The organism is Methylocaldum sp. 14B, from assembly GCF_002005105.1.
In the GTDB taxonomy this organism is placed as follows: Bacteria; Pseudomonadota; Gammaproteobacteria; order Methylococcales; family Methylococcaceae; genus Methylocaldum.
In genome coordinates this window covers 121,143-138,660 of the sequence record NZ_MSCV01000006.1, presented here as the reverse complement: position 1 = coordinate 138,660, position 17,518 = coordinate 121,143, and the positions used below count along the sequence as shown (strand labels likewise).

Annotated in this window: 24 protein-coding genes; 1 reads left to right on the top strand and 23 read right to left on the bottom strand. The window is 61.5% G+C overall.

All coding sequences use genetic code 11. The features are described 5' to 3' along the window. Nucleotides 1-81 precede the first annotated feature (81 nt). Nucleotides 82-837: a YkgJ family cysteine cluster protein gene (locus tag B2A78_RS06235; protein ID WP_205780684.1), complete on the top strand. Its 756-nt coding sequence runs from the start codon at nucleotides 82-84 to the stop codon at nucleotides 835-837. 59 nt (nucleotides 838-896) lie between these two features. Here B2A78_RS06235 and B2A78_RS06230 read toward each other — a convergent pair whose 3' ends face one another. The 23 genes from B2A78_RS06230 to rsxC all read right to left on the bottom strand — a co-directional run bounded on the left by B2A78_RS06230 (nucleotide 897) and on the right by rsxC (nucleotide 17,518). Next, a complete protein-coding gene (locus B2A78_RS06230; protein ID WP_077729043.1) occupies nucleotides 897-2,594 on the bottom strand; it encodes an ATP-binding protein in 1,698 nt (565 codons plus the stop codon). Between the two features lie 39 nt (nucleotides 2,595-2,633). Beyond that, complete coding sequence (locus B2A78_RS06225) at nucleotides 2,634-2,906, bottom strand: BolA family protein (RefSeq protein WP_077729042.1); 273 nt, start codon at nucleotides 2,904-2,906, stop codon at nucleotides 2,634-2,636. A gap of 186 nt (nucleotides 2,907-3,092) precedes the next feature. Further along, nucleotides 3,093-3,947, bottom strand: a complete 855-nt coding sequence (locus tag B2A78_RS06220; protein WP_077729041.1) for an SIR2 family protein — start codon at nucleotides 3,945-3,947, stop codon at nucleotides 3,093-3,095. Then, the gene (locus B2A78_RS06215) at nucleotides 3,944-4,249 is read right to left on the bottom strand and encodes a hypothetical protein (RefSeq protein ID WP_240502429.1); all 306 of its coding nucleotides are present in this window, start codon (nucleotides 4,247-4,249) and stop codon (nucleotides 3,944-3,946) included. Before B2A78_RS06215 ends, B2A78_RS06220 begins: the two co-directional genes overlap by 4 nt. Before the next feature lie 16 nt (nucleotides 4,250-4,265). Next, nucleotides 4,266-4,553 (bottom strand): 2Fe-2S iron-sulfur cluster-binding protein, encoded by a 288-nt coding sequence (locus B2A78_RS06210; protein ID WP_240502428.1) that lies wholly within the window; start codon nucleotides 4,551-4,553, stop codon nucleotides 4,266-4,268. Nucleotides 4,554-4,616: 63 nt separating this feature from the next. Further along, nucleotides 4,617-5,771: a DegT/DnrJ/EryC1/StrS family aminotransferase gene (locus tag B2A78_RS06205; protein ID WP_077729039.1), complete on the bottom strand. Its 1,155-nt coding sequence runs from the start codon at nucleotides 5,769-5,771 to the stop codon at nucleotides 4,617-4,619. Nucleotides 5,772-5,780: 9 nt separating this feature from the next. Then, nucleotides 5,781-6,044: a hypothetical protein gene (locus tag B2A78_RS06200; protein WP_077729038.1), complete on the bottom strand. Its 264-nt coding sequence runs from the start codon at nucleotides 6,042-6,044 to the stop codon at nucleotides 5,781-5,783. Nucleotides 6,045-6,046: 2 nt separating this feature from the next. Next, nucleotides 6,047-6,259: a putative nitrogen fixation protein NifT gene (gene nifT / locus B2A78_RS06195; RefSeq protein WP_077729037.1), complete on the bottom strand. Its 213-nt coding sequence runs from the start codon at nucleotides 6,257-6,259 to the stop codon at nucleotides 6,047-6,049. A gap of 241 nt (nucleotides 6,260-6,500) precedes the next feature. After that, nucleotides 6,501-7,649: an aminotransferase class V-fold PLP-dependent enzyme gene (locus tag B2A78_RS06190; RefSeq protein ID WP_077729036.1), complete on the bottom strand. Its 1,149-nt coding sequence runs from the start codon at nucleotides 7,647-7,649 to the stop codon at nucleotides 6,501-6,503. Continuing rightward, nucleotides 7,646-8,005: a DUF3024 domain-containing protein gene (locus tag B2A78_RS06185; RefSeq protein ID WP_077729035.1), complete on the bottom strand. Its 360-nt coding sequence runs from the start codon at nucleotides 8,003-8,005 to the stop codon at nucleotides 7,646-7,648. The genes B2A78_RS06190 and B2A78_RS06185 overlap by 4 nt, the downstream gene beginning before the upstream one ends. 183 nt (nucleotides 8,006-8,188) lie before the next feature. Next, nucleotides 8,189-8,458 (bottom strand): nitrogen fixation protein NifZ, encoded by a 270-nt coding sequence (locus tag B2A78_RS06180; RefSeq protein WP_077729034.1) that lies wholly within the window; start codon nucleotides 8,456-8,458, stop codon nucleotides 8,189-8,191. Continuing rightward, nucleotides 8,455-8,781, bottom strand: a complete 327-nt coding sequence (locus B2A78_RS06175) for a nitrogen fixation protein NifZ (protein ID WP_077729033.1) — start codon at nucleotides 8,779-8,781, stop codon at nucleotides 8,455-8,457. The genes B2A78_RS06180 and B2A78_RS06175 overlap by 4 nt, the downstream gene beginning before the upstream one ends. Before the next feature lie 26 nt (nucleotides 8,782-8,807). Continuing rightward, the gene (locus B2A78_RS06170; RefSeq protein ID WP_077729032.1) at nucleotides 8,808-9,596 is read right to left on the bottom strand and encodes a 4Fe4S-binding leucine-rich repeat protein; all 789 of its coding nucleotides are present in this window, start codon (nucleotides 9,594-9,596) and stop codon (nucleotides 8,808-8,810) included. Continuing rightward, nucleotides 9,580-10,152, bottom strand: a complete 573-nt coding sequence (locus B2A78_RS06165; protein WP_240502427.1) for a tetratricopeptide repeat protein — start codon at nucleotides 10,150-10,152, stop codon at nucleotides 9,580-9,582. Before B2A78_RS06165 ends, B2A78_RS06170 begins: the two co-directional genes overlap by 17 nt. Before the next feature lie 17 nt (nucleotides 10,153-10,169). Further along, complete coding sequence (locus B2A78_RS06160) at nucleotides 10,170-10,547, bottom strand: iron-sulfur cluster assembly accessory protein (protein ID WP_077729031.1); 378 nt, start codon at nucleotides 10,545-10,547, stop codon at nucleotides 10,170-10,172. Nucleotides 10,548-10,556: 9 nt separating this feature from the next. Then, nucleotides 10,557-10,781, bottom strand: coding sequence for a 4Fe-4S binding protein (locus B2A78_RS06155; protein ID WP_077729030.1), 225 nt, complete (start codon nucleotides 10,779-10,781; stop codon nucleotides 10,557-10,559). 83 nt (nucleotides 10,782-10,864) lie between these two features. Next, the gene (nifB, locus tag B2A78_RS06150) at nucleotides 10,865-12,442 is read right to left on the bottom strand and encodes a nitrogenase cofactor biosynthesis protein NifB (protein ID WP_205780683.1); all 1,578 of its coding nucleotides are present in this window, start codon (nucleotides 12,440-12,442) and stop codon (nucleotides 10,865-10,867) included. Between the two features lie 302 nt (nucleotides 12,443-12,744). Continuing rightward, nucleotides 12,745-13,209 (bottom strand): bacterioferritin, encoded by a 465-nt coding sequence (gene bfr, locus B2A78_RS06145; protein WP_077729029.1) that lies wholly within the window; start codon nucleotides 13,207-13,209, stop codon nucleotides 12,745-12,747. Between the two features lie 55 nt (nucleotides 13,210-13,264). Next, the gene (locus B2A78_RS06140; RefSeq protein ID WP_077729028.1) at nucleotides 13,265-13,549 is read right to left on the bottom strand and encodes an RnfH family protein; all 285 of its coding nucleotides are present in this window, start codon (nucleotides 13,547-13,549) and stop codon (nucleotides 13,265-13,267) included. A gap of 14 nt (nucleotides 13,550-13,563) precedes the next feature. Next, complete coding sequence (locus B2A78_RS06135) at nucleotides 13,564-14,253, bottom strand: electron transport complex subunit E (protein WP_077729027.1); 690 nt, start codon at nucleotides 14,251-14,253, stop codon at nucleotides 13,564-13,566. A 15-nt stretch (nucleotides 14,254-14,268) separates the two neighbouring features. Beyond that, on the bottom strand, nucleotides 14,269-14,973 hold the full coding sequence (gene rsxG / locus B2A78_RS06130; protein WP_077729026.1) for an electron transport complex subunit RsxG: 705 nt from the start codon (nucleotides 14,971-14,973) through the stop codon (nucleotides 14,269-14,271). Then, on the bottom strand, nucleotides 14,970-16,049 hold the full coding sequence (locus B2A78_RS06125) for an RnfABCDGE type electron transport complex subunit D (RefSeq protein ID WP_077729025.1): 1,080 nt from the start codon (nucleotides 16,047-16,049) through the stop codon (nucleotides 14,970-14,972). Before B2A78_RS06125 ends, rsxG begins: the two co-directional genes overlap by 4 nt. Beyond that, on the bottom strand, nucleotides 16,046-17,518 hold the full coding sequence (gene rsxC, locus B2A78_RS06120) for an electron transport complex subunit RsxC (RefSeq protein ID WP_077729024.1): 1,473 nt from the start codon (nucleotides 17,516-17,518) through the stop codon (nucleotides 16,046-16,048). The genes B2A78_RS06125 and rsxC overlap by 4 nt, the downstream gene beginning before the upstream one ends.

Sequence of the window (17,518 nt, the reverse complement as noted above, 5' to 3'; positions counted from 1 at the left end):
AGCTCGAAAGCTGGACAGGTGCATTGACCCGGATACGTCGAGATCGCAATATGCGCACTTTCACACATGACAAAATCACCCATGTCGGAAGAAACGATGCCGGATGAATCCGGTCCTCTGGCCTTCTTCAAGGCGCAGCACCAAGCCTTTACCGAAACCCTCGCCGCCCGGCGCGGTCGCGAAGACCTGATCGACGGACTCTTGGAACAGGCCTTCAGCAGTTTCGAAGGCAATGTCGAAATTCAGTCCGAGGGACTGCCCCCCTTGGCCTGCCACAAGGGATGCTCCACCTGCTGCACGCTCCGCGTCACGGCGACGGCGCCCGAAATTCTGCTGATCGCGCGTTACGTTCGTTGGGCCTCCGACGCGCTGAAACGCGCCGAAGTCGATCTCGAGCAGCGCCTAGCCGATGCCGATCGCGTAACCCGAGGCTTGAGCGAAGAGCAACGGGTGGCTCTCAGGCGCCGGTGTCCCTTCATTGCCAACGGCGTCTGCGTCATTTACCCGGTACGGCCACTCGCCTGCCGAGGCCATGCCTCCTACGACAAGCGCGCTTGTGTCGAGGCCGCGGCCGGACGCGCCGGCGACATCCCCTTCTCCGCCCCGCACATGACCGTCCGCAGCCTGGTTCAGCACGCGATGCAATCGGCGCTTCGGGATGCCGGCTACGCGTTCGGCGCCTACGAGCTCAACCAGGCGGTCTCCATGGCCTTGGCCGACGGCAAGCTCCAGGAACGCTGGACGGCGGGCGACGACGTCTTCGCCGACGCTTTGGCGACCGAAATCAGCCTCGACGAAATGGCGAGCACCTTCGAGGCCATCAAGGCTCATCCGTAGGGCGGAATAGCGAAGCGTATTCCGCCGAATGGCTTCCGTGTACCGCTCTGCGGGAAACGCTATGCAGCCAGACCCAAGTCCATCCCCCGGAAAATCGAGCAGCGCTTGAAAACTTCCAGGGACGGCGGCACCCGCTTCTGCTGACAGTATTTCGCCACCAGCTTGGCCAGTCCCTTGATGTCACGCCCGGTGGCTGCCGGAAACAGATCCGCCAGCTCGTCGATCAGCGGCGGGGCGACCTCCAACGCGAACTGTTCGGTCATCACTTTCCAGATCTTGATCCGATTTTCCCGATCCGGCGGGTAGAACTTGATCAGCGCGATACAGCGCGACACGATGGCCTCGTCGATGTCGTCCACCCGGTTGGTGGTGAGAAACAACAGGCCGTTGAAATATTCGAGCACCCTCAGAAACACTCCGACCACGGCATTCATGGTGATGTTGTCGTCGCGCCGCTTGATGTAGACGTCCGCCTCGTCGATAAGCATCACCGCACCCCAGCGCTGGGCACGGGTCAGAACGTCCTTGAGCGCCGTTTCCATGGCAGCGACATTCAGCCCCAGCTGACCGGAATGCACCCGGTACAGCGGCCGCTGGATGATTTCGGAATAGACCTCCGCGGTCAAAGTCTTGCCGACGCCGGGAGGACCGGCGCACAGCACGGTCGTGCCTCCGGACTTGCCGGCGACGATATCGTCCATCAGGACATCCATCTCGGCGGTCAGGATGTCGATGAGATCGGTCTGTTCCTCCGGCAGAATCAGCTTTTGCTTCAGGGCCGGCTGATACTCGTAGGGTGTGATGTCGTCCACGTGCACCCAGAGATAATGGTGCAGGTCAAGGTGGAACATGAGGATGTAGAAATGCACCGGCAACTGGGTGAACAGTCCCTTGGGCATGGCGTCCTGAGACTCCCGGACCTCGTCCTCGGCCTCATAGTGATTGCTCTTGGCCGCCTTGCGCAGATAAGGCCCCAGAATATCCCCGGGCGCATCCAGGGTCAGCGCGCGCGAGCTCAGGATGCCCTCATCGTTGACCAGGCGCGCGCTGCCGCCGCCGGACGAGAGCACCACAACGTCCTTACGGGACCAATCGGTATCCCGGTGCGAAGCCGTCGGGTCCTCCGCGTAGAAACCGGTGCCTTTTCCGGAAAACTGAGCGCCGTAACGGGCACGCCAATCGAAGTAACGCTCCGCGGTCTCGTCGTAATTGCGGATGAGTTCGGGCGTTTCCTTGAGGAACCCCTTGGCGGCGAAAATCTCGGCCACCGTCTTGCCGGCGATGTCGCTCGGCATGATTCGGATGGTTTGGGTGGCGATTGCCCCTTTGGCATTGGCTTTCAGCTCGATGAAGACTTTCCCGATCTCGTCGTTCGAGGTCGGGGTGTAGTCGAGCCGCGTGATGACGTAAGGCAGGGGTCGGCCGGCCACGCTCGCGGTGAACAGCCAGCCGCGGATGGCATCCGCCGCCAAGTAGCGGGCAATCGCAGGCAGCACCATCTCGAGGTCTTCGGCTTCGAAGCGCACTCCGTCGTCGTTCATGGCCTGCTGCAAGGTGGCGAGTTGCGCGGCCTTGGCCTGCATCTCCGGCCCCGCCTGCCGGTAAAGATTCCCTAAAAACGCGAGCGCAGGGCTCGACAGTTGCCTGAACGGCACCTCGACGCGATTGCCGAAACGCAATTGTTCCTTCAAGTGCGCCAAATCCGGGAACTCTTCGACCATCGCTTCGATGTAAGGCCGCTCGATCTGAAGCTTCATTCTCTGCTTATCCCCAAAAAGCCGTTTATGAACCTCGTGCTAAGCCGCCTGCTCCGTTGGCGTCAAGGCAGTGATGCTCAGGGCATGGATGTCGCCCGGCATCATTTCGCTCACCGCCGAATAAACCAGTCGATGGCGCTCCAGCGTCGAACGGCCCTCGAAACGGCGGGAACACACGGTCACGAAAAAGTGGCCGCCACCCTCATGGGCATGGCCGGCGTGGGACCGGCTGTCGTCGACGATTTCCAGGTGAACCGGCTCGAAGGCCTGTTCCAAAAGCGCCCGAAGACGGGCGCCGCGATTCGTAGTCATGAGCCGTTGCCTCCGCGATTCATCTCAAAGGTATAAACGATCTCTCCCGAGCCATGCGGTTCGTAGGTCGGCAATCCCTTGCCGACAAAGCGGTTGATCCGCGCCTTGCGTCGGAAAAGGATTTCCGACCTACGGAACCGCCGACGCCTCCCTAACCTCCGTACGCCGCTGCCTACGAGATTCGGATTAGGCCACGGCCCTGCGGGACTCCGCCGGCGTTCCGGTGAGCCCGGCGACGAACTCGGCCAAGGGCATGTCGATCCGTTCGATGCCCTGTTCCGCGAGGAACCGCGCCTCGTTGCGGGTGAGATCGCCTTCCAGCACCGCGAAATGCCGGTCGCTGGAACGCTTCATGATCTGCCGCGCATAATTGCGCTCCAGCTGGTTGCGGAAACGGCAGCCCAGGAACAGGAAGCTGCGGCCCGTCCTAATTTCCTTTACCCGGTCCGGAATCGGCGTCTGGATATCGATTTCGGTGAGAACTTCCACGTAGTCGGAATCCGAGATGATGAAGTTGGACGCAGGCGCGATGGAACCCAGCGGCTTGTAGAGCAGGGTCGCCCATCCCGCGGCTTCCCCCGGCTCCGCCTTTGTGTCGTCGGCATGGAAATAGTGAACCCAGTCTCCCAGGTGCTCCGCGCGGCTCACGCCCTGCACTTGCCCGAAATCGCGGCGCGAAGCCAGGGCCGCCGCCATGCTGGCGTCGTACCAGACGTCGACGATCAAGGGCAGCGGGTTCGGGAGATTCGCCAGGAAACCGTGCAGAACGGTCGGTTCCGGCGGGCTCCGAAAGGCTTCCTGCAAAAGTCCGACCAGCGTCTTCCGATGCTTGAAATTCTCGATGTATTGACTGGCGGCGGTAAGATTCTTCCGGATCTTGTGGGGCACGGTGACCTTGGCCGTAATCAGTTCCACCAAGGCCTCCGGCGAACTCGGAATCGCGCCGCCGGGCGCCAGACTCAGAATCTCCGGGCCGAGATACGGAATGACCCGTCCCGCCGCCAAATCTTCTGCCAATTGACTCGGAAACGGCGTGCTCATGATGTCATCCCCGCGGCGCAAGAGGCCTTCAAGGCGTCCACCTCGGTGCGCAGCAGGCGGAACAGCCCGCGTCCGCCGGACAAGGCCTGGTAACTGTTCTGGGTGTTGTTGCACAGGTATTTGTACCAGTCGTGCGGCTCCACCCCTGACGGACGCTCGCCGATTTCGGCCACGGTGCCGTCCGGAAAGAAACGCAGGTGAATGACGCATTCCGTCCGCTGCTCGGCATTGAGCGTCGCGCCGGACGCGACGACGGCCGATTGGGGTTCAGAAGGAGTAGCGACAGCTTCTTTGGTATCCATAACAATGATCCTCTGGTTAATGGTTTATAAGTTCGATTATTACTTTGTTATGAACGCCCAGGGCGGCCTGACAAGCCAGCCTGGACAGCGATTCGGCTCCGCAAAGCTGCGTGAGCCGATCGCGTTCTGCCTGGCGCACCTTGGATAAGCCGCGCCAGCCCTGCCGCACGAGCACATGGCACTCGCCGCAGCGGGCCCGTCCACCGCAACGGTGGGCGACAGCCTCGCCCGCCGCCGCGATGGCCTCGAGCAAATTGGCGCCTCTCGCCACCTGCACCGTCTTGCCCGAAGGCAGTACGGTCACCCAGGCTTTTGCATTCCGCCTCTTTTCGGTCCGCAAAAAGCCCGACATGGTTTCGGAGCGGCGTCAGAGGTAAATGGCCGATCCCGCCCCGATATTGATCGAGGCGTCCTTGGCGGTCTTGACGATGAAGCCCACCTGGTCCTCCGTGATATGGTTGTGGAAAGGCAGCGCAACGGCGCGGTCCGCCAGCTTCTCGGTGACGAAGAAATCGCCCTTGCGATAGCCCAGGTTTCCGTAAAAACGCTGCTGATGCAGTGGCCGGCAATAGGCCACGGCCTCGATCTGCTCGGTTGCCAAATCGTGAATGATGGCGTCCCGGCTGGAACGGGAAAAACGGGTGCCGAGATGGACCAGGTAGAGAAACCAGTGCGCCTCGTCCACGTCCGGAGCGAGATACGGCGGCTTGATGCCCTCGAAGGATTGCATGTGGGCGTTGTAATAGGCTTCGATCTCTTTCCGGCGCTCCAGGATTCCCGGAAGACGCTTGAGCTGCACCAGCCCGAGAGCGGCGCCGAGTTCGCTGAGTTCCGCCCGATACGGCGGCGTTTCGCCCAGTACCACCGAATGCCGTTCGTCGAGGCGGCGGCCTCGGAAGCTCCGCAGCCGAGCGGCCAAATCGCCGTCGTCGGTCACCACCATGCCGCCCTCGCCGCAGGTCAGCGGCGACGGCTGGGACAAATCGAACACCGAACAGTCCCCGAAGCTGCCCACCAGCTTCCCCTGGTAACGCGAACCGATCGCCTCGCTGGAATCTTCGATGAGCAGCAGGCCGTGTTTCGTGGCCAATTCACGGAACGCCGGCCACATCGCCGGATGGCCGTTGGTATTGCCGGCGACTATGGCGCGGGTTTTCGACGTGATTCCCGCCGCGGCCTTTTCGGGAACCAGCGTCCCCGACCAATAATCGATGTCGGCAAAGATCGGCGTCGCCCCGGCCAGCGCGATGCCGTGAACGGTTTCGCGGAAACCGAACGCGGACGCGATGACTTCGTCCCCCGGACCTATGCCGTAGGCCTTGAGCGCCAGCATCAGGCCGATGGTGGCGCTGCTCACCGCCACGGCGTGTTTGCGCCCGAGATATTGGGCGAAAGCCTCTTCGAAAGCTTCGACCGTGGGCCCCGCGCTCAGCCGCGGCGATTTCAGGACCTCTTCCACGGCTTCGAGTTCGGACAGGCTGATGTCGGGGTCCGAGAGCAAGATGGTAGGTGAGTTTTTCATGGTCGATAACTACCGTTTCTGGGCGACGATCAGACCGGTTGCCGCGGCCGGATCGCCGGTAATGCGTACGCAGTGTTCCGAGGTGTCTATCAGGTAAACGCAGAACTCGGGAGTTTCGAATGTCGGAGTTTCGGAACTCATGTCGCTGGCGTCGCAACGTGTCAGCGACAGCCCCGGAAAATTCTTGCGCACGCTCGCACAGCGTTCGGCGGCGGGCGCCTCGCCTTCCAGAAGCATCCGGATTTCCCCGAGCGCCTCGTTACTGAGCGCCATGGTCAGTCCCCGCTCACCCGACGCGCGTCGACCGTGATCGGCAGCGCGGTATCGGCGGCCATGGCCGGCAGCGACAGCTCCCAGCCGTTCGCCAGCGTCACCATTCCGCCCCACAGTTCCGGCTTTTCCTGGGAAACGATGGGTTCCTCCAGGTCTTTTTTCGGAACGTAAACGGACAGCTCGCCGGCGGAATTTCTTCTGATCATGACCTTCATGCGGTACTCCAGTTGGTTTCAAAAAATCAATGTTTTGTCGTTTCGGGGCATCTGCGACGTCCTCCAGCTAGTAGGATGTGCTGAACGAAGTGAACCGCATCGTTCGCGATTGATGCCTGTCCTGAGCTCAGTCGAAGGGCCTGTCCTGAGCCTAGTCGAAGGGCGCTTCGTACCTCAGCGCATCCTACGTCTTGCCCTTTCTCACGCTGTGAGGGGAGACAAAGGCCGGTGCTCTTAGGAGTCATGCGGCCTCCGCCTCGAACATTCGGACGATTTCCGGAAGCACCGCTATGATCCGGTCGATTTCCTCTGCCGTGGTATAGCGGCTCAAGGAGAAGCGGATCGTGGCCAGCGAGGCTTCCGGGGCCAAGCCCATGGCGGTCAACACGTGCGAGGGTTCGGTTCCGGAGGCGGTGCAGGCCGCTCCGGCCGAGGCGCAGATTCCAGCCCGGTCGAGCTTGTCGAGAACCGGCTCGGCCTCGATCGTTCCCAGGCACAGGCTGGTGGTGTTCGCCACCCGCTCGGCGCCGCCGCCGTTAACGAAGGCACCGGGAATACGCGCCAGCAGTTCCGCCTCGAGACGATCGCGCAAAGCCCCGATCCGGGACCCGGAGTTTGCCGGAGCGGCTGCGGCCAATTCGGCCGCCACCCCGAGGGCGACGATCCCCGGCACGTTCTCGGTGCTGCCGCGGCGCCCGCGCTCCTGGTGTCCGAACAAAAGCGGCGGAAGCTTTCGGCCCTTGCGCACGAACAGCACGCCAATGCCTTTGGGTGCATGAATCTTGTGGCCCGAAAAGGACAGGAAATCCACCGGAACTCGGGCTAAATCGATGGGCGTCTTGCCGACCGCCTGAACCGCGTCGGTATGAAACAGCGCGCCCCTGGCCTGGGCTATCGCCACGGCTTCCTCGACGGGGAACAGGACGCCGGTCTCGTTATTGGCCCACATCAGCGAAACCAGGGCCGTATCCTCGGTCAGGGCGCGTTCGAGTTCTCCGAGATCGAGCCGCCCCTGTCCGTCCACCGGCAAATAGGTCACCCGCACGCCCTGGGATTCGAGATGGCGCAATAGGGCCAGCGTTGACGGATGTTCCACCCGGCTGGTGACGATGTGGCGCCGCCCCGGCGACAGGGCGAGCGCTCCCAGAACAGCCTGGTGATTGGCCTCGGTGCCGCCGCTGGTAAAGACGATTTCCGGCGGCGTGGCGCCCAGGAGCGCCGCCACTTTGGCGCGGCCGGCGATGCTCTCGACCTTGGCCGCTTCGCCGGCCCGGTGCTTGCTGGACGGATTGCCGTAACTCTCCCTGAGACAGCGGGCCATCGCGTCGGCGCACTCCGGCGCTACCGCCGTGGTGGCGTTGTTGTCCAGATAAATGATTGGGTCGCTCATTGCCAGAACTGCCTATCCGGGTCTTCGTTCAAAAGTTCGAGAATCTGAGACAAGGCGTGGTATTCGCCGTGCTCGATCCATAGGCCCGCCTTGTGATCCTTGCGGTACAGCCTCCAGCACCGCGAACTATCCTGAAATTCCAGCCGGGCGATATCGATCACCCCGCCATCGGGATCGATGTTCCGCGAGCAGCACGGGCTGACGATTTCATATCCGGCCTCGATCGGACGGACCACCGGAGTCACGTAGCGGTAGCGCTTGCGCTTCCCGAGCGCGCGGTCGATACGCTTCCGATCCACCTCGTTGGGATGAGGACACACGGACATCAAATTGGATACCGCAAGATTGCCGTTCATCGGATCAAGACCTCCGCACAACTCTTTCCGTCCATGTTCCGTCCGTTCGCTCTCGCTCGTTCCCAAGCTCCCGCTCGGGAACGCGGCCTCGAGAAGCTCCCGCTTCGCGACACAGGAAGCCGGAGCTTCCTAAAGATCCGGTTCCCAACCAGAAGTCGGGAACCAGCGCAATGCGTATGCCTTCTACAGAATCCCGGCCACCTGCCCTCTGGCTTGGTCGGATCGAAGCTCCTCTTCTAAGCAGCCCACGACGCAGCCGTTCGGAAACTCGACCAGGTACACGGGAATTTTCGCTTCCTCGTGGAATCCCACCTGCACGATCTCGCCTTCGCTGCCCGCTGCCACCAGCAAGGCCCCCGGCTCGCGATCAGGATAAGTGCCGTCGTTGAAGAGATCCGTTTCCGCCCAGACCTTCTGTCCCCATTGATAAATCGGTGTGCGTGGCTCGATCATGCCGTCTCCCCTCCTTCGGGAACCGGAACGGTTTTCGGGGGCGGCGGATTGTCCAGGGATTCGATTTCGCGGCCCTTCATGCCCACCGCGTAACCCCGTTCCGGAAAATCCACGGCGTAGATGTAAAACTGTTGAAGGAAGGTGTTGATGCTCTTGATGTATCCCACCTCACCTTTCTTGACCAGGACCTCGCCGATATCGCGGCCGTTAAACGTGCCGTCGTTCCGGACCACCTTTTTCGACTTCACCTTTTCGCCGAACTTGAAGCGCGGCGGATCGTTCAATTCGTTGACATCGCTGTCGCGTACAATAGTGGTAGCCATATCGCTCCTCGATGAGTGATTGTGGTTTAACAAGCTTCCGGTAGAACATCGGCATCGTGCCGCCCGGCGAGGCGCTGCTCGACCAAGTCCCGCACCGTGGCGTCGGAATCGCCGCGCATCGGCGCGAGCTCGGCGAGATCCAGCCGGCTGGCGACCTCGTAGCGCACGCGCCAGTCGGGGTCGTCCCGATAATGTTTCAGTTGACCGGCATCCATGCGTCTAATCGCTTCCAGCCGCACGTCCAGTTCCGGGTCTTTCGCCATCGTGTGCAGCCATTCGGCGCCTGCGCGCCGCGCCACGACCTTGCGCACTTCCCGATCCGGATCGTGCAGCATCCGAACCAGCATGCTCGGCGGAAGACGCCGGGCTACGATCTGCCTGACGTAGTAGTCGGGATCGTCGATCATCGAGGCGAGATCACTAAGCTCCAGGCGTTCCGCCACCCGGATGCGCACCTCCCGATGCGGGTCCCGGCCGAGCGCCTTCAGATGCCGGGAGCGAAGCGGCAGGCGCTGCGCTACGCTCTGCCGCACGGTTTCGTCCGGGTCCGCGATCAGGCGCGGCAACTGAAACACCTCCACGTATTTCGCCGCCACGGCCCGCGTCTCGAAATACGGGTGCTCCAGATACTCCTTGGCGAGATGCGGATTCCACCGGAAGAACCGGTCGATACGGCGGGCGTAACGGTCATGCACGCAAGCGTGGCCCAATCGGCACCGCCCATTCGCCGATTCCGCAAGGCGCTCGCATCCGGAGCAGTCCAGCAGATTGCCGTGCCAGTCGCGGGCTTCGTCGATTTCAGTCGTCGTCCCCATTGGCTTGCCTCTCAAGGACATCCAGCAGCACCTTGCCGCCGAGCTTGTCGCCCGGGTCGAGTTCGACCAGTTTCTCGACGGCGGCCCGCCCTTCCTCAATCTGTCCCAATCGCAGATTCAGATAACCGTAACCCTTAAGGGTAAACAGGAAGAATCGGGGCAGAATCGCGTCAAAGCTGCCGAAATCGGCGTCCGTCGCTTTCGCTGCACGCCAGTCTTCCGGCAAGCCGTTGTCGAGAGCGGCTTTCTTCAGACAGTCGCGGGCAACGTCCAGGGCCTCCTGCAACCGGTTCTTGTAAAAATAGAACCGGTACAGGCCGATATACACGGCGGCGTGGCCAGGTGCCGCCTGCCAGGCGGCTTGCAGGTGCGCAAGCGCTTCCTCGTCCCGGTGGTAGCTAAGCCCGGCCTGGCGCAGATGCCGCTCGGCCTCTTCGGGCAATCCCGAGCCCAGGCAGGCTGCCGCGGCGGCATCTATACCAAGTCCGAAGTCCGAAGCATCCGGCATGAGCGATGGCGCCTCTGAGGATTGTGCTTGCGCGAAACTGTTCTGCATGTCGGCGCAACCGTCCGTCAATGACTGCTCTTGACCTGGATGGAGGACACCGACACCGTCGCTGCGCCCGCCGAACTACTGCTGCTGCAAGTGCCGCAACCCGTCGAATTGGGGTTGTGGAACACGAATCCGCTGGACGTCGGCGTCTCGGAAAAGTCGATGGTGACGCCCTCCAGCAGCAAACGGCTTTCCGCCGGCAGGAACAGTTTGAGGCCGTTAACTACGACCACGGCGTCGCCCGCCTTGGGCTCGGCTTCCACGCTGAATTCCGATGCCAGGCCGGAGCAGCCGCCGGGGCTCACCGACAGGCGAAACCCAGCGTCTTCACCGACGCCGCCGAAGCGCACCATGCGCCGGATGAACTTTTCCGCAGTCGGGGTAATAGTCAGATCCATGGTATCCACCTAGGCCGCTTGGTAACGGGGATAGTTGTCGTCGATGATGCAAGTGTCGTCGATGGGGCAGACGGCGACGCATTGCGCTTCGTCGTGATGCCCGATGCACTCGGTGCACTTGGCGGGGTCGATGACGAAAAGACCGTCCTTCGTCTCGGAAATCGCCTGGTTCGGGCATTCGGGCTCGCAAGCGGAACAACCGGTGCAGTTGTCTTTCACGATCTTGTAGGCCATGTGTTTACTCCTCTGTCAGTGGTGGGGCCGCCTTCCGGGACTAGCCGTCCCGAAAGGCGGGTGAATACCGGAAAACGGTAGCTCTAAGCCGCTTCCGCGGAGGTCAGCGCACCCTGGCGGATTTGCGCGTCGCCGCGTTCCACGTGCTCGACTTCGCCGCTTTTCACCTTGTCCAAATAATCCTTGAAGTAGGCGATCGCGGATTGCTCGATGAACTCGCCCGCGAATTGATCGACGGGATCGATGCCGGCCGCCTTCAGATCGTTCTTCGGACAGCCGCCGATCTTGGCCACGAATACCGCGTGGCAGTCGTTGATGGCGCGGATGATGGTCGCGAGAGAATCTTCCTCGCCATAGCCGCCCTGGCAGTAAAGATCGACGCGGCGGTGGCCGACGAATTTGGCGCCCGCGGTCGAGAGCTCGTAGACCTGGAACTCCTTGGCGTGTCCGAAATGCTCGTTGACCTTGCCGCCCCCCTTGGTGGCCACGGCGATGAGCATCTTGATGTCGGAATGCTCGCCCGCCAGGGATTCCATCTCGGCTTTCTTGGCCGCGACCACCGCGTCACGCTCCTTCTCCACCGCCGCCTGATAGGCCTTGCGGGATTCGAGGTCATAACTGACTTCCATTTCCATGATCTTGTCGGTGGTGAACTCGGCGCTGCGGTCCTCGCCCAGCAGCCCCACCGCGTCGGCTCGGCACTGGCGGCAGTGGCGCATCATGTTCATCTCGCCCTCGCAGCTGTCCTGCAGCGCCTTGAGCTCCTGGGCCGTGGGGCCGCGCTGACCGGTCAGGCCGAACACCGTGCCGTGCTCGGGCGCCGAGATGAGCGGCATGATGTTGTGCAGGAACGCGCCGCGCGATTTGACGGCTTTGTTGACTTCGACCAGGTGCTGGTCATTGATGCCCGGGATCATCACCGAATTGATCTTGGACAGGATGCCGCGCTCGGTCAGCATCTCGAGCCCTTGCAATTGCCGATCGGTCAGGATCTTGGCCGCTTCGACGCCGTGATAGCGCTTTTTCTTGTAGTAGATCCAGGGATAGATCTTGGCCCCGACTTCCGGGTCGATCATGTTGATGGTGATGGTGACGTGATCGATGTTGTACTTGGAAAGCTGCTCCACGTGGTCGGGCAGCGCCAGGCCGTTGGTGGACACGCACAGCTTGATGTCCGGCGCCGTTTTGGCTATCAGTTCGAAGGTTTTGAAGGTCTTTTCCGGATTGGCGAGAGGATCGCCGGGACCGGCGATGCCGAGCACGGTCATCTGGGGAATGGTGGACGCCACCGCCAGAACCTTCTTCGCGGCCTGTTCCGGAGTGAGTTTCTCGCTCACCACGCCCGGACGGCTTTCATTGGCGCAATCGTATTTTCGATTGCAGTAATTGCATTGGATATTGCAGGCCGGAGCCACCGCCACGTGCATGCGCGCGTAATGGTGGTGGGCCTCCTCGCTGTAACAGGGATGGTTTTTGACCTTCTCCCAGATTTCGGGCGGCAGGTCGTTTTCGCCCGCACCGGAACCGCAACTGGCTTTCCCGGATCCTCCCGAGGTCCCGCAGCCTTTATGCTCGGCGACCTTTTGCATGATTTCGTCTACGTCCGCTCCGGCGTGCGTGTCGACGCCCTCGGCACCCGATTGATGCTGCACTGTCTGCATGGCTTGCTCCTGTCTGTCTATTCGCGCTGTTCCGTCTCAGTGCGGGCATAGCGGCACTTCCTCATCGTGCGGCTTGACCGTCAGAGCCGAAACATCCGTTGAACCTAGTACCGATGGTTTACAGTGCAATCCGCGTACCATCCATATACGCCTTTATATTCAAGTGGATAGATTCATGCCAGCCGGTATGGGAATGTCCGGACAAATACAAAGCAGCCAACATTCATGGGAATTTGTTTAAAAGCGGACAAAAAAAAGGCGGTCAACGACCGCCCGAGTTCGCCTTTCGCATGCGATAGCGTTTACATCATCGACTGCTCGTAATTCTGGATGCCGATCTTGGCGATCAGACCCAATTGCGTTTCCAGCCAGTCGACATGTTCTTCCTCGCTTTCGAGAATGTGTTCGAGGAGTTCACGGCTCACGTAATCGTTGACCTGCTCGCAATAGGCGATGGCCTCGCGCAACAGCGGAATGGCGTCCATTTCCAGGGCCAAGTCGCATTCCAGCATTTCCACGGTATGCTCGCCGACCTTGAGCTTGCCCAAATCCTGGAGGTTCGGCAGGCCTTCGAGGAATAGCACGCGTTCGATCACCTGATCGGCATGCTTCATCTCGTCGATGGATTCGTGGTACTCCTTCTCGTTGAGTTTATGCAGCCCCCAGTTCTTGAACATCCGCGCGTGCAGGAAATACTGGTTGATCGCGGTCAATTCGTTGGTGAGGACTTTGTTGAGATATTCGATAACCTTGCTGTCGCCTTTCACGGGGAAAGTTCTCCGTTTGTATTGTTATTGAAAAAGTAGCCCAAGCGCGGCGCGCTCAATCGTCATCGTCGTCATCGCTTGCGGTGCGGCGACGCTTGACGGTTTTCGGATCGGCCGTGATGGGACGGTAAATTTCGATGCGGTCTCCATCGTTGATCGGACTGTCCAGCTTCACCAGCTTGCCGAATATACCGACCTTTTGCCTGGTCAGATCGATTTCCGGGAAGCACTCCAAGATGCCCGAGCGGCGGATCGCTTCTTCCACCACGCTGTTGTCCGGGACCTCCAGCCGCATCCATACCTGGCGATCCGCTTCCGCGTAACATACACCGACGTGCATATCTCTTCACCCAATTAGACGTTTTCGGCCAAAGGCTGTTCGATCGCCGCGTTTCGCAGCGGCCTGCGCGCCAAACGCTTATCCAGCAATCTTTTTCCGGCAAGAATAAAACCCAGCATCAGGAAACCGCCCGGCGGCAAGGCCATCAGCAGGAATCCGCGATACTCCGGGATCAGCGTGGTTTCCAGCCAGGCGAACCCCTGCCCCAACAGCAGGGAAGCATTGGCGAACAGCGTTCCCGAGCCGCTAACTTCCCGAGCCGCGCCCAGGACGACCAGAGCCAGCGTAAACCCAAGCCCCATCATGAGCCCGTCGAACAGGGCGTAAACCGGCGGCTTGCGCGAAGCATACGCTTCCGCCCGGCCGAGAATGGCGCAGTTGGTCACGATCAGCGGAATAAAGAGCCCCAGCACTTTGTGCAATTCATGCAGCCAGGCGTTCATCAGCATGTCCACCAGGGTGACGACCATGGCGATCAGAGCCACGAAGACGGGAATTCGGATTTCCGACGGTATGAGCAGCCGGCCGTAAGAAATCAACAGATTGCATACCATCAGAACGGCGGTCGTGGCGAGCCCCATGCCGAGCCCGTTGGTGGTCGTGCCGGTGACCGCCAGGAGCGGGCACAAAGCGATGCTCTGGCTGAAGACGATGTTGTTGCTCCACAAACCTTCTTTGGCGATTCTGCTCAAGGATTCGGACATGACGGCTTTCCTCCGCTACTCGGTTGCCGTTAAAAGCTCCTGGCGGTGGCGCTCGAAGAATTTGAGCCCGCCTTCGACGCCCTTGACCACCGCCCGCGGCGTAATGGTGGCGCCGGCGAATTGGTCGAAGTCGCCGCCGTCCTTTTTGACCCGCCAGCCTTGCGGGGACGTATTGCTCAGGGATCGGCCGTTAAACCCCAGAATCCAGCCGGACTTGGAGGTTTCGACCTTATCGCCCAAGCCCGGCGTCTCGGCATGCGAGATAACCCGAACGCCCAGGATTTTTCCGTCGCGGTCCACGCCCACCATCAGGGTAAGGTCGCCGGCATAGCCGCCGGTAGCCAGCATCTTGAACGCCACGGCGCTGACTTCGCCGCCTTTTTTGGCGACGAAAACCTCGGTTCGATCAAGGCCGGTCCCTTCTCCCGCAGACGGAATCACCCGCAGGCTTGCAAGCACGTCGTTATCGTAAAGCGCTTCCGGCAGCACCTGTCCCAGCGTCGCCCGGAGATCTTCGGCCTGGCGCTCCGCGATCGCCTCTTTGGTGACCAGATCGCCTATCCCTAAGAGCAGACTGGCAGCCAGGGCGCAAACGGCCAGCAAATAGGTCTGATAGTCCAAACGCTGCCGAAGCGCATCCAGATCATCGAAGTTTCGGCGCAGTCTTTGCCATCGCAGGAGTGCAAATTGCAGAAGCGTCTCTTTATTCAAGGCGATCATTCTTTACCCTCCGGCAATTTCAAGGGCTTGCCCTTGTAATCGCGCCCGTAGATGCGGGGCCGGACGTAATAGTCGATCACCGGGGTCAACGCGTTCATCAACAGCACGGCGAAGCCCACGCCCTCGGGAAACCCGCCCCAAGTACGGATGACGAAGATCAAGAGCCCGCAGCCGGCACCGAAAATCAGCTGCCCTTTTGGGCTGCCGGGCGAGGTGACGTAATCGGTTGCGATAAAGAACGCGGCCAGCATCACGCCGCCGGCTCCGAGGTGCCACAGCGGGCCGAGATAACGATCGCCGTCGATGAGGTGGAAGACGGTTGCGAGAGCGGCGACGGTGGCCAGCAAGGAAACCGGGATGTGCCAGGTGATGATCCGCTTCCGGAGCAGCCATACGCCGCCGACCGCCACCAGCAGGGCCGAGGTTTCGCCAAGGCTGCCGGGAATCCAGCCCAGCCATGCTCCAGCCAGGCCGAACTGTCCGTTCGCAAACGCCTCGACTAGCGTTTTGCCTTGAGACAATTCGGTCTTGGCATGGCCTATGACGGTCGCACTGGCGAAACCATCGATGCCGGCACCGCCAAAGGTGATTCCCAATGCCTGGAGCAGGCCGGGGGCCTGCCCGGAGAATAGAGGCGCCGGCTGGGCCCAGGTCGTCATTTCCAGGGGAAACGACACCAGCAGGGCGACACGCGCGAGCATCGCCGGATTGAACAGATTTTGGCCGATGCCGCCGTAGATCTGCTTGCCGACGATGATGGCGAGACCCGCTCCGGTCACGCCTATCCACCAGGGCGCCCAGGGCGGAAGGCTCAAAGCCAGCAACCACCCGGTCAACAGTGCGGAACCGTCCAACAAAAAAAGCGAAGCCGGTTTGCCTGCCAACTTCAGGCAAACGGCTTCGAACAGCACCGCTGACAAGACAGTCGTCAAAAATAGATAAAGGGCCGGCCAGCCGAATAGAAACAGGCCGAAAGCGGTAGCCGGCACCAGCGCCAATACCACCTGCGCCATGATGGCTTGCACCGGATGGTCGGCGCCGGTTAACGGCGCGACGGGCAGGTAAACCTTGCTCATGACGCATCCTCCTTGGCGGAAGCCTGCGCCTTGCGCGCAGCAGCCGCTTGTTTGGCCCTTTCCAGCCGCCGCCGCTTCTCCTCGGCCAGGCGATTGGTCTGTTCGGTTTTCTGCTGCGCCTGTTGGCGCGCCATCAATTCCCCGCTCGCATATTTGAAGTAGTGCACCAGGGGAATTCGCGACGGACAGACATAGGAACATGAACTACAGCTGATGCAGTCCCTAAGCCCGAAACTCACTGCGGCGTCCAGCTGGCCGGCGCGGATGCGGGTCATCATTTCCAGCGGCAGCAATCCGACCGGACAAGCCGAGACGCAGCGCCCGCAGCGGATGCAGGGCCTGGCGTCCGCAGCCTGGATTTCTTCGGGCGTCAGCGCCAGGATGCCGCTGGTGCGCTTGACCAAGGGCACTTGAACGTGAGGCAGATGATCGCCCATCATCGGCCCGCCCATCACATAGCGGGCCGTCCGTTCGGGCTTGTGCCCGCAGAAGGCGAGCAGCTCGGACAACAGCGTGCCGAGCGGCGCCTCCACGTTGCGCGGCGCCTCCACCGCTTCTCCACTCACCGTAACCACCCGGCTGATCAGCGGCCGTCCGTAACGAACGGCCCGTTGCACCGCATAAGCGGTCGCGACGTTGTGCAGCAGCACGCCCACGTCGGTGGGACGCCCCCCCGCGGGCACTTCCTTGCCGGTCAGATGGGTGACGAGATTCTTTTCCCAGCCCATGGGATACAGGGACGGCACCTGAACGACCTCGATGCGGCCGTGTTTTTTCGCCGCATCGAGCATGGCGGCATACGCTTCCGGCTTGTTGTCCTCGATCGCGATCAGGGCGGTCGGGCATTGCAACCCGTGCAGCATGATCCGGACGCCCTCGACGATCTCCGCGGCGCGCTCCCGCATCAGCCGATCGTCGCAGGTCAGATACGGTTCGCACTCGCCGCCGTTGATGATGAGCGTGTTGATCCGGGTCCGCCATCCGAGGTTCAGCTTCATCGCCGACGGGAAGGCGGCTCCTCCCAGGCCGACGATGCCGGCCTGGTCGACGCGGGCGCAGAGTTCCTCGGGTGTCAGACTGAACGGATCGGCTTCGCCAGCCCCCTCGATCCAGCGATCCTCCCCGTCCGGTTCGAGAACGATGGTCGGGGTCGGGAGTCCCGAAGGATGCGGCGCCGGATATTCTTCGATGCCGGCCACGGTTCCGGAAGTCGAGGCATGCACCGAGGCCGAGACCGCACCCCGGCTCGCCGCGAGCAATTGCCCTTTCAGCACCTTGTCGCCCGCCCGGACCACCGGTTCCGCAGGTTGCCCCAAGTGTTGCTGCAGCGGCAGGTAAAGCCGTTCCGGCAAAGGAAAATCGGTGACTATGGGTTTATCGGCGGTCGATTCCTTGCGCGGTTCCGGATGGACACCGCCCCGGATTTTGCTGCGTCGGCGCCATAGCGCATTGATGTCCAGTACGACCAT

What these genes read in the sequence shown, in the direction of transcription:
- B2A78_RS06235 (WP_205780684.1), top strand. Translation starts at nt 82, where the DNA reads ATGTCGGAAGAAACGATGCCGGATGAATCCGGTCCTCTGGCCTTCTTC.
- B2A78_RS06230 (WP_077729043.1), bottom strand. Translation starts at nt 2,594, where the DNA reads ATGAAGCTTCAGATCGAGCGGCCTTACATCGAAGCGATGGTCGAAGAG.
- B2A78_RS06225 (WP_077729042.1), bottom strand. Translation starts at nt 2,906, where the DNA reads ATGACTACGAATCGCGGCGCCCGTCTTCGGGCGCTTTTGGAACAGGCC.
- B2A78_RS06220 (WP_077729041.1), bottom strand. Translation starts at nt 3,947, where the DNA reads ATGAGCACGCCGTTTCCGAGTCAATTGGCAGAAGATTTGGCGGCGGGA.
- B2A78_RS06215 (WP_240502429.1), bottom strand. Translation starts at nt 4,249, where the DNA reads ATGGATACCAAAGAAGCTGTCGCTACTCCTTCTGAACCCCAATCGGCC.
- B2A78_RS06205 (WP_077729039.1), bottom strand. Translation starts at nt 5,771, where the DNA reads ATGAAAAACTCACCTACCATCTTGCTCTCGGACCCCGACATCAGCCTG.
- B2A78_RS06200 (WP_077729038.1), bottom strand. Translation starts at nt 6,044, where the DNA reads ATGGCGCTCAGTAACGAGGCGCTCGGGGAAATCCGGATGCTTCTGGAA.
- nifT (WP_077729037.1), bottom strand. Translation starts at nt 6,259, where the DNA reads ATGAAGGTCATGATCAGAAGAAATTCCGCCGGCGAGCTGTCCGTTTAC.
- B2A78_RS06190 (WP_077729036.1), bottom strand. Translation starts at nt 7,649, where the DNA reads ATGAGCGACCCAATCATTTATCTGGACAACAACGCCACCACGGCGGTA.
- B2A78_RS06185 (WP_077729035.1), bottom strand. Translation starts at nt 8,005, where the DNA reads ATGAACGGCAATCTTGCGGTATCCAATTTGATGTCCGTGTGTCCTCAT.
- B2A78_RS06180 (WP_077729034.1), bottom strand. Translation starts at nt 8,458, where the DNA reads ATGATCGAGCCACGCACACCGATTTATCAATGGGGACAGAAGGTCTGG.
- B2A78_RS06175 (WP_077729033.1), bottom strand. Translation starts at nt 8,781, where the DNA reads ATGGCTACCACTATTGTACGCGACAGCGATGTCAACGAATTGAACGAT.
- B2A78_RS06170 (WP_077729032.1), bottom strand. Translation starts at nt 9,596, where the DNA reads ATGGGGACGACGACTGAAATCGACGAAGCCCGCGACTGGCACGGCAAT.
- B2A78_RS06165 (WP_240502427.1), bottom strand. Translation starts at nt 10,152, where the DNA reads ATGCAGAACAGTTTCGCGCAAGCACAATCCTCAGAGGCGCCATCGCTC.
- B2A78_RS06160 (WP_077729031.1), bottom strand. Translation starts at nt 10,547, where the DNA reads ATGGATCTGACTATTACCCCGACTGCGGAAAAGTTCATCCGGCGCATG.
- B2A78_RS06155 (WP_077729030.1), bottom strand. Translation starts at nt 10,781, where the DNA reads ATGGCCTACAAGATCGTGAAAGACAACTGCACCGGTTGTTCCGCTTGC.
- nifB (WP_205780683.1), bottom strand. Translation starts at nt 12,442, where the DNA reads ATGCAGACAGTGCAGCATCAATCGGGTGCCGAGGGCGTCGACACGCAC.
- B2A78_RS06140 (WP_077729028.1), bottom strand. Translation starts at nt 13,549, where the DNA reads ATGCACGTCGGTGTATGTTACGCGGAAGCGGATCGCCAGGTATGGATG.
- B2A78_RS06135 (WP_077729027.1), bottom strand. Translation starts at nt 14,253, where the DNA reads ATGTCCGAATCCTTGAGCAGAATCGCCAAAGAAGGTTTGTGGAGCAAC.
- rsxG (WP_077729026.1), bottom strand. Translation starts at nt 14,973, where the DNA reads ATGATCGCCTTGAATAAAGAGACGCTTCTGCAATTTGCACTCCTGCGA.
- B2A78_RS06125 (WP_077729025.1), bottom strand. Translation starts at nt 16,049, where the DNA reads ATGAGCAAGGTTTACCTGCCCGTCGCGCCGTTAACCGGCGCCGACCAT.
- rsxC (WP_077729024.1), bottom strand. Translation starts at nt 17,518, where the DNA reads ATGGTCGTACTGGACATCAATGCGCTATGGCGCCGACGCAGCAAAATC.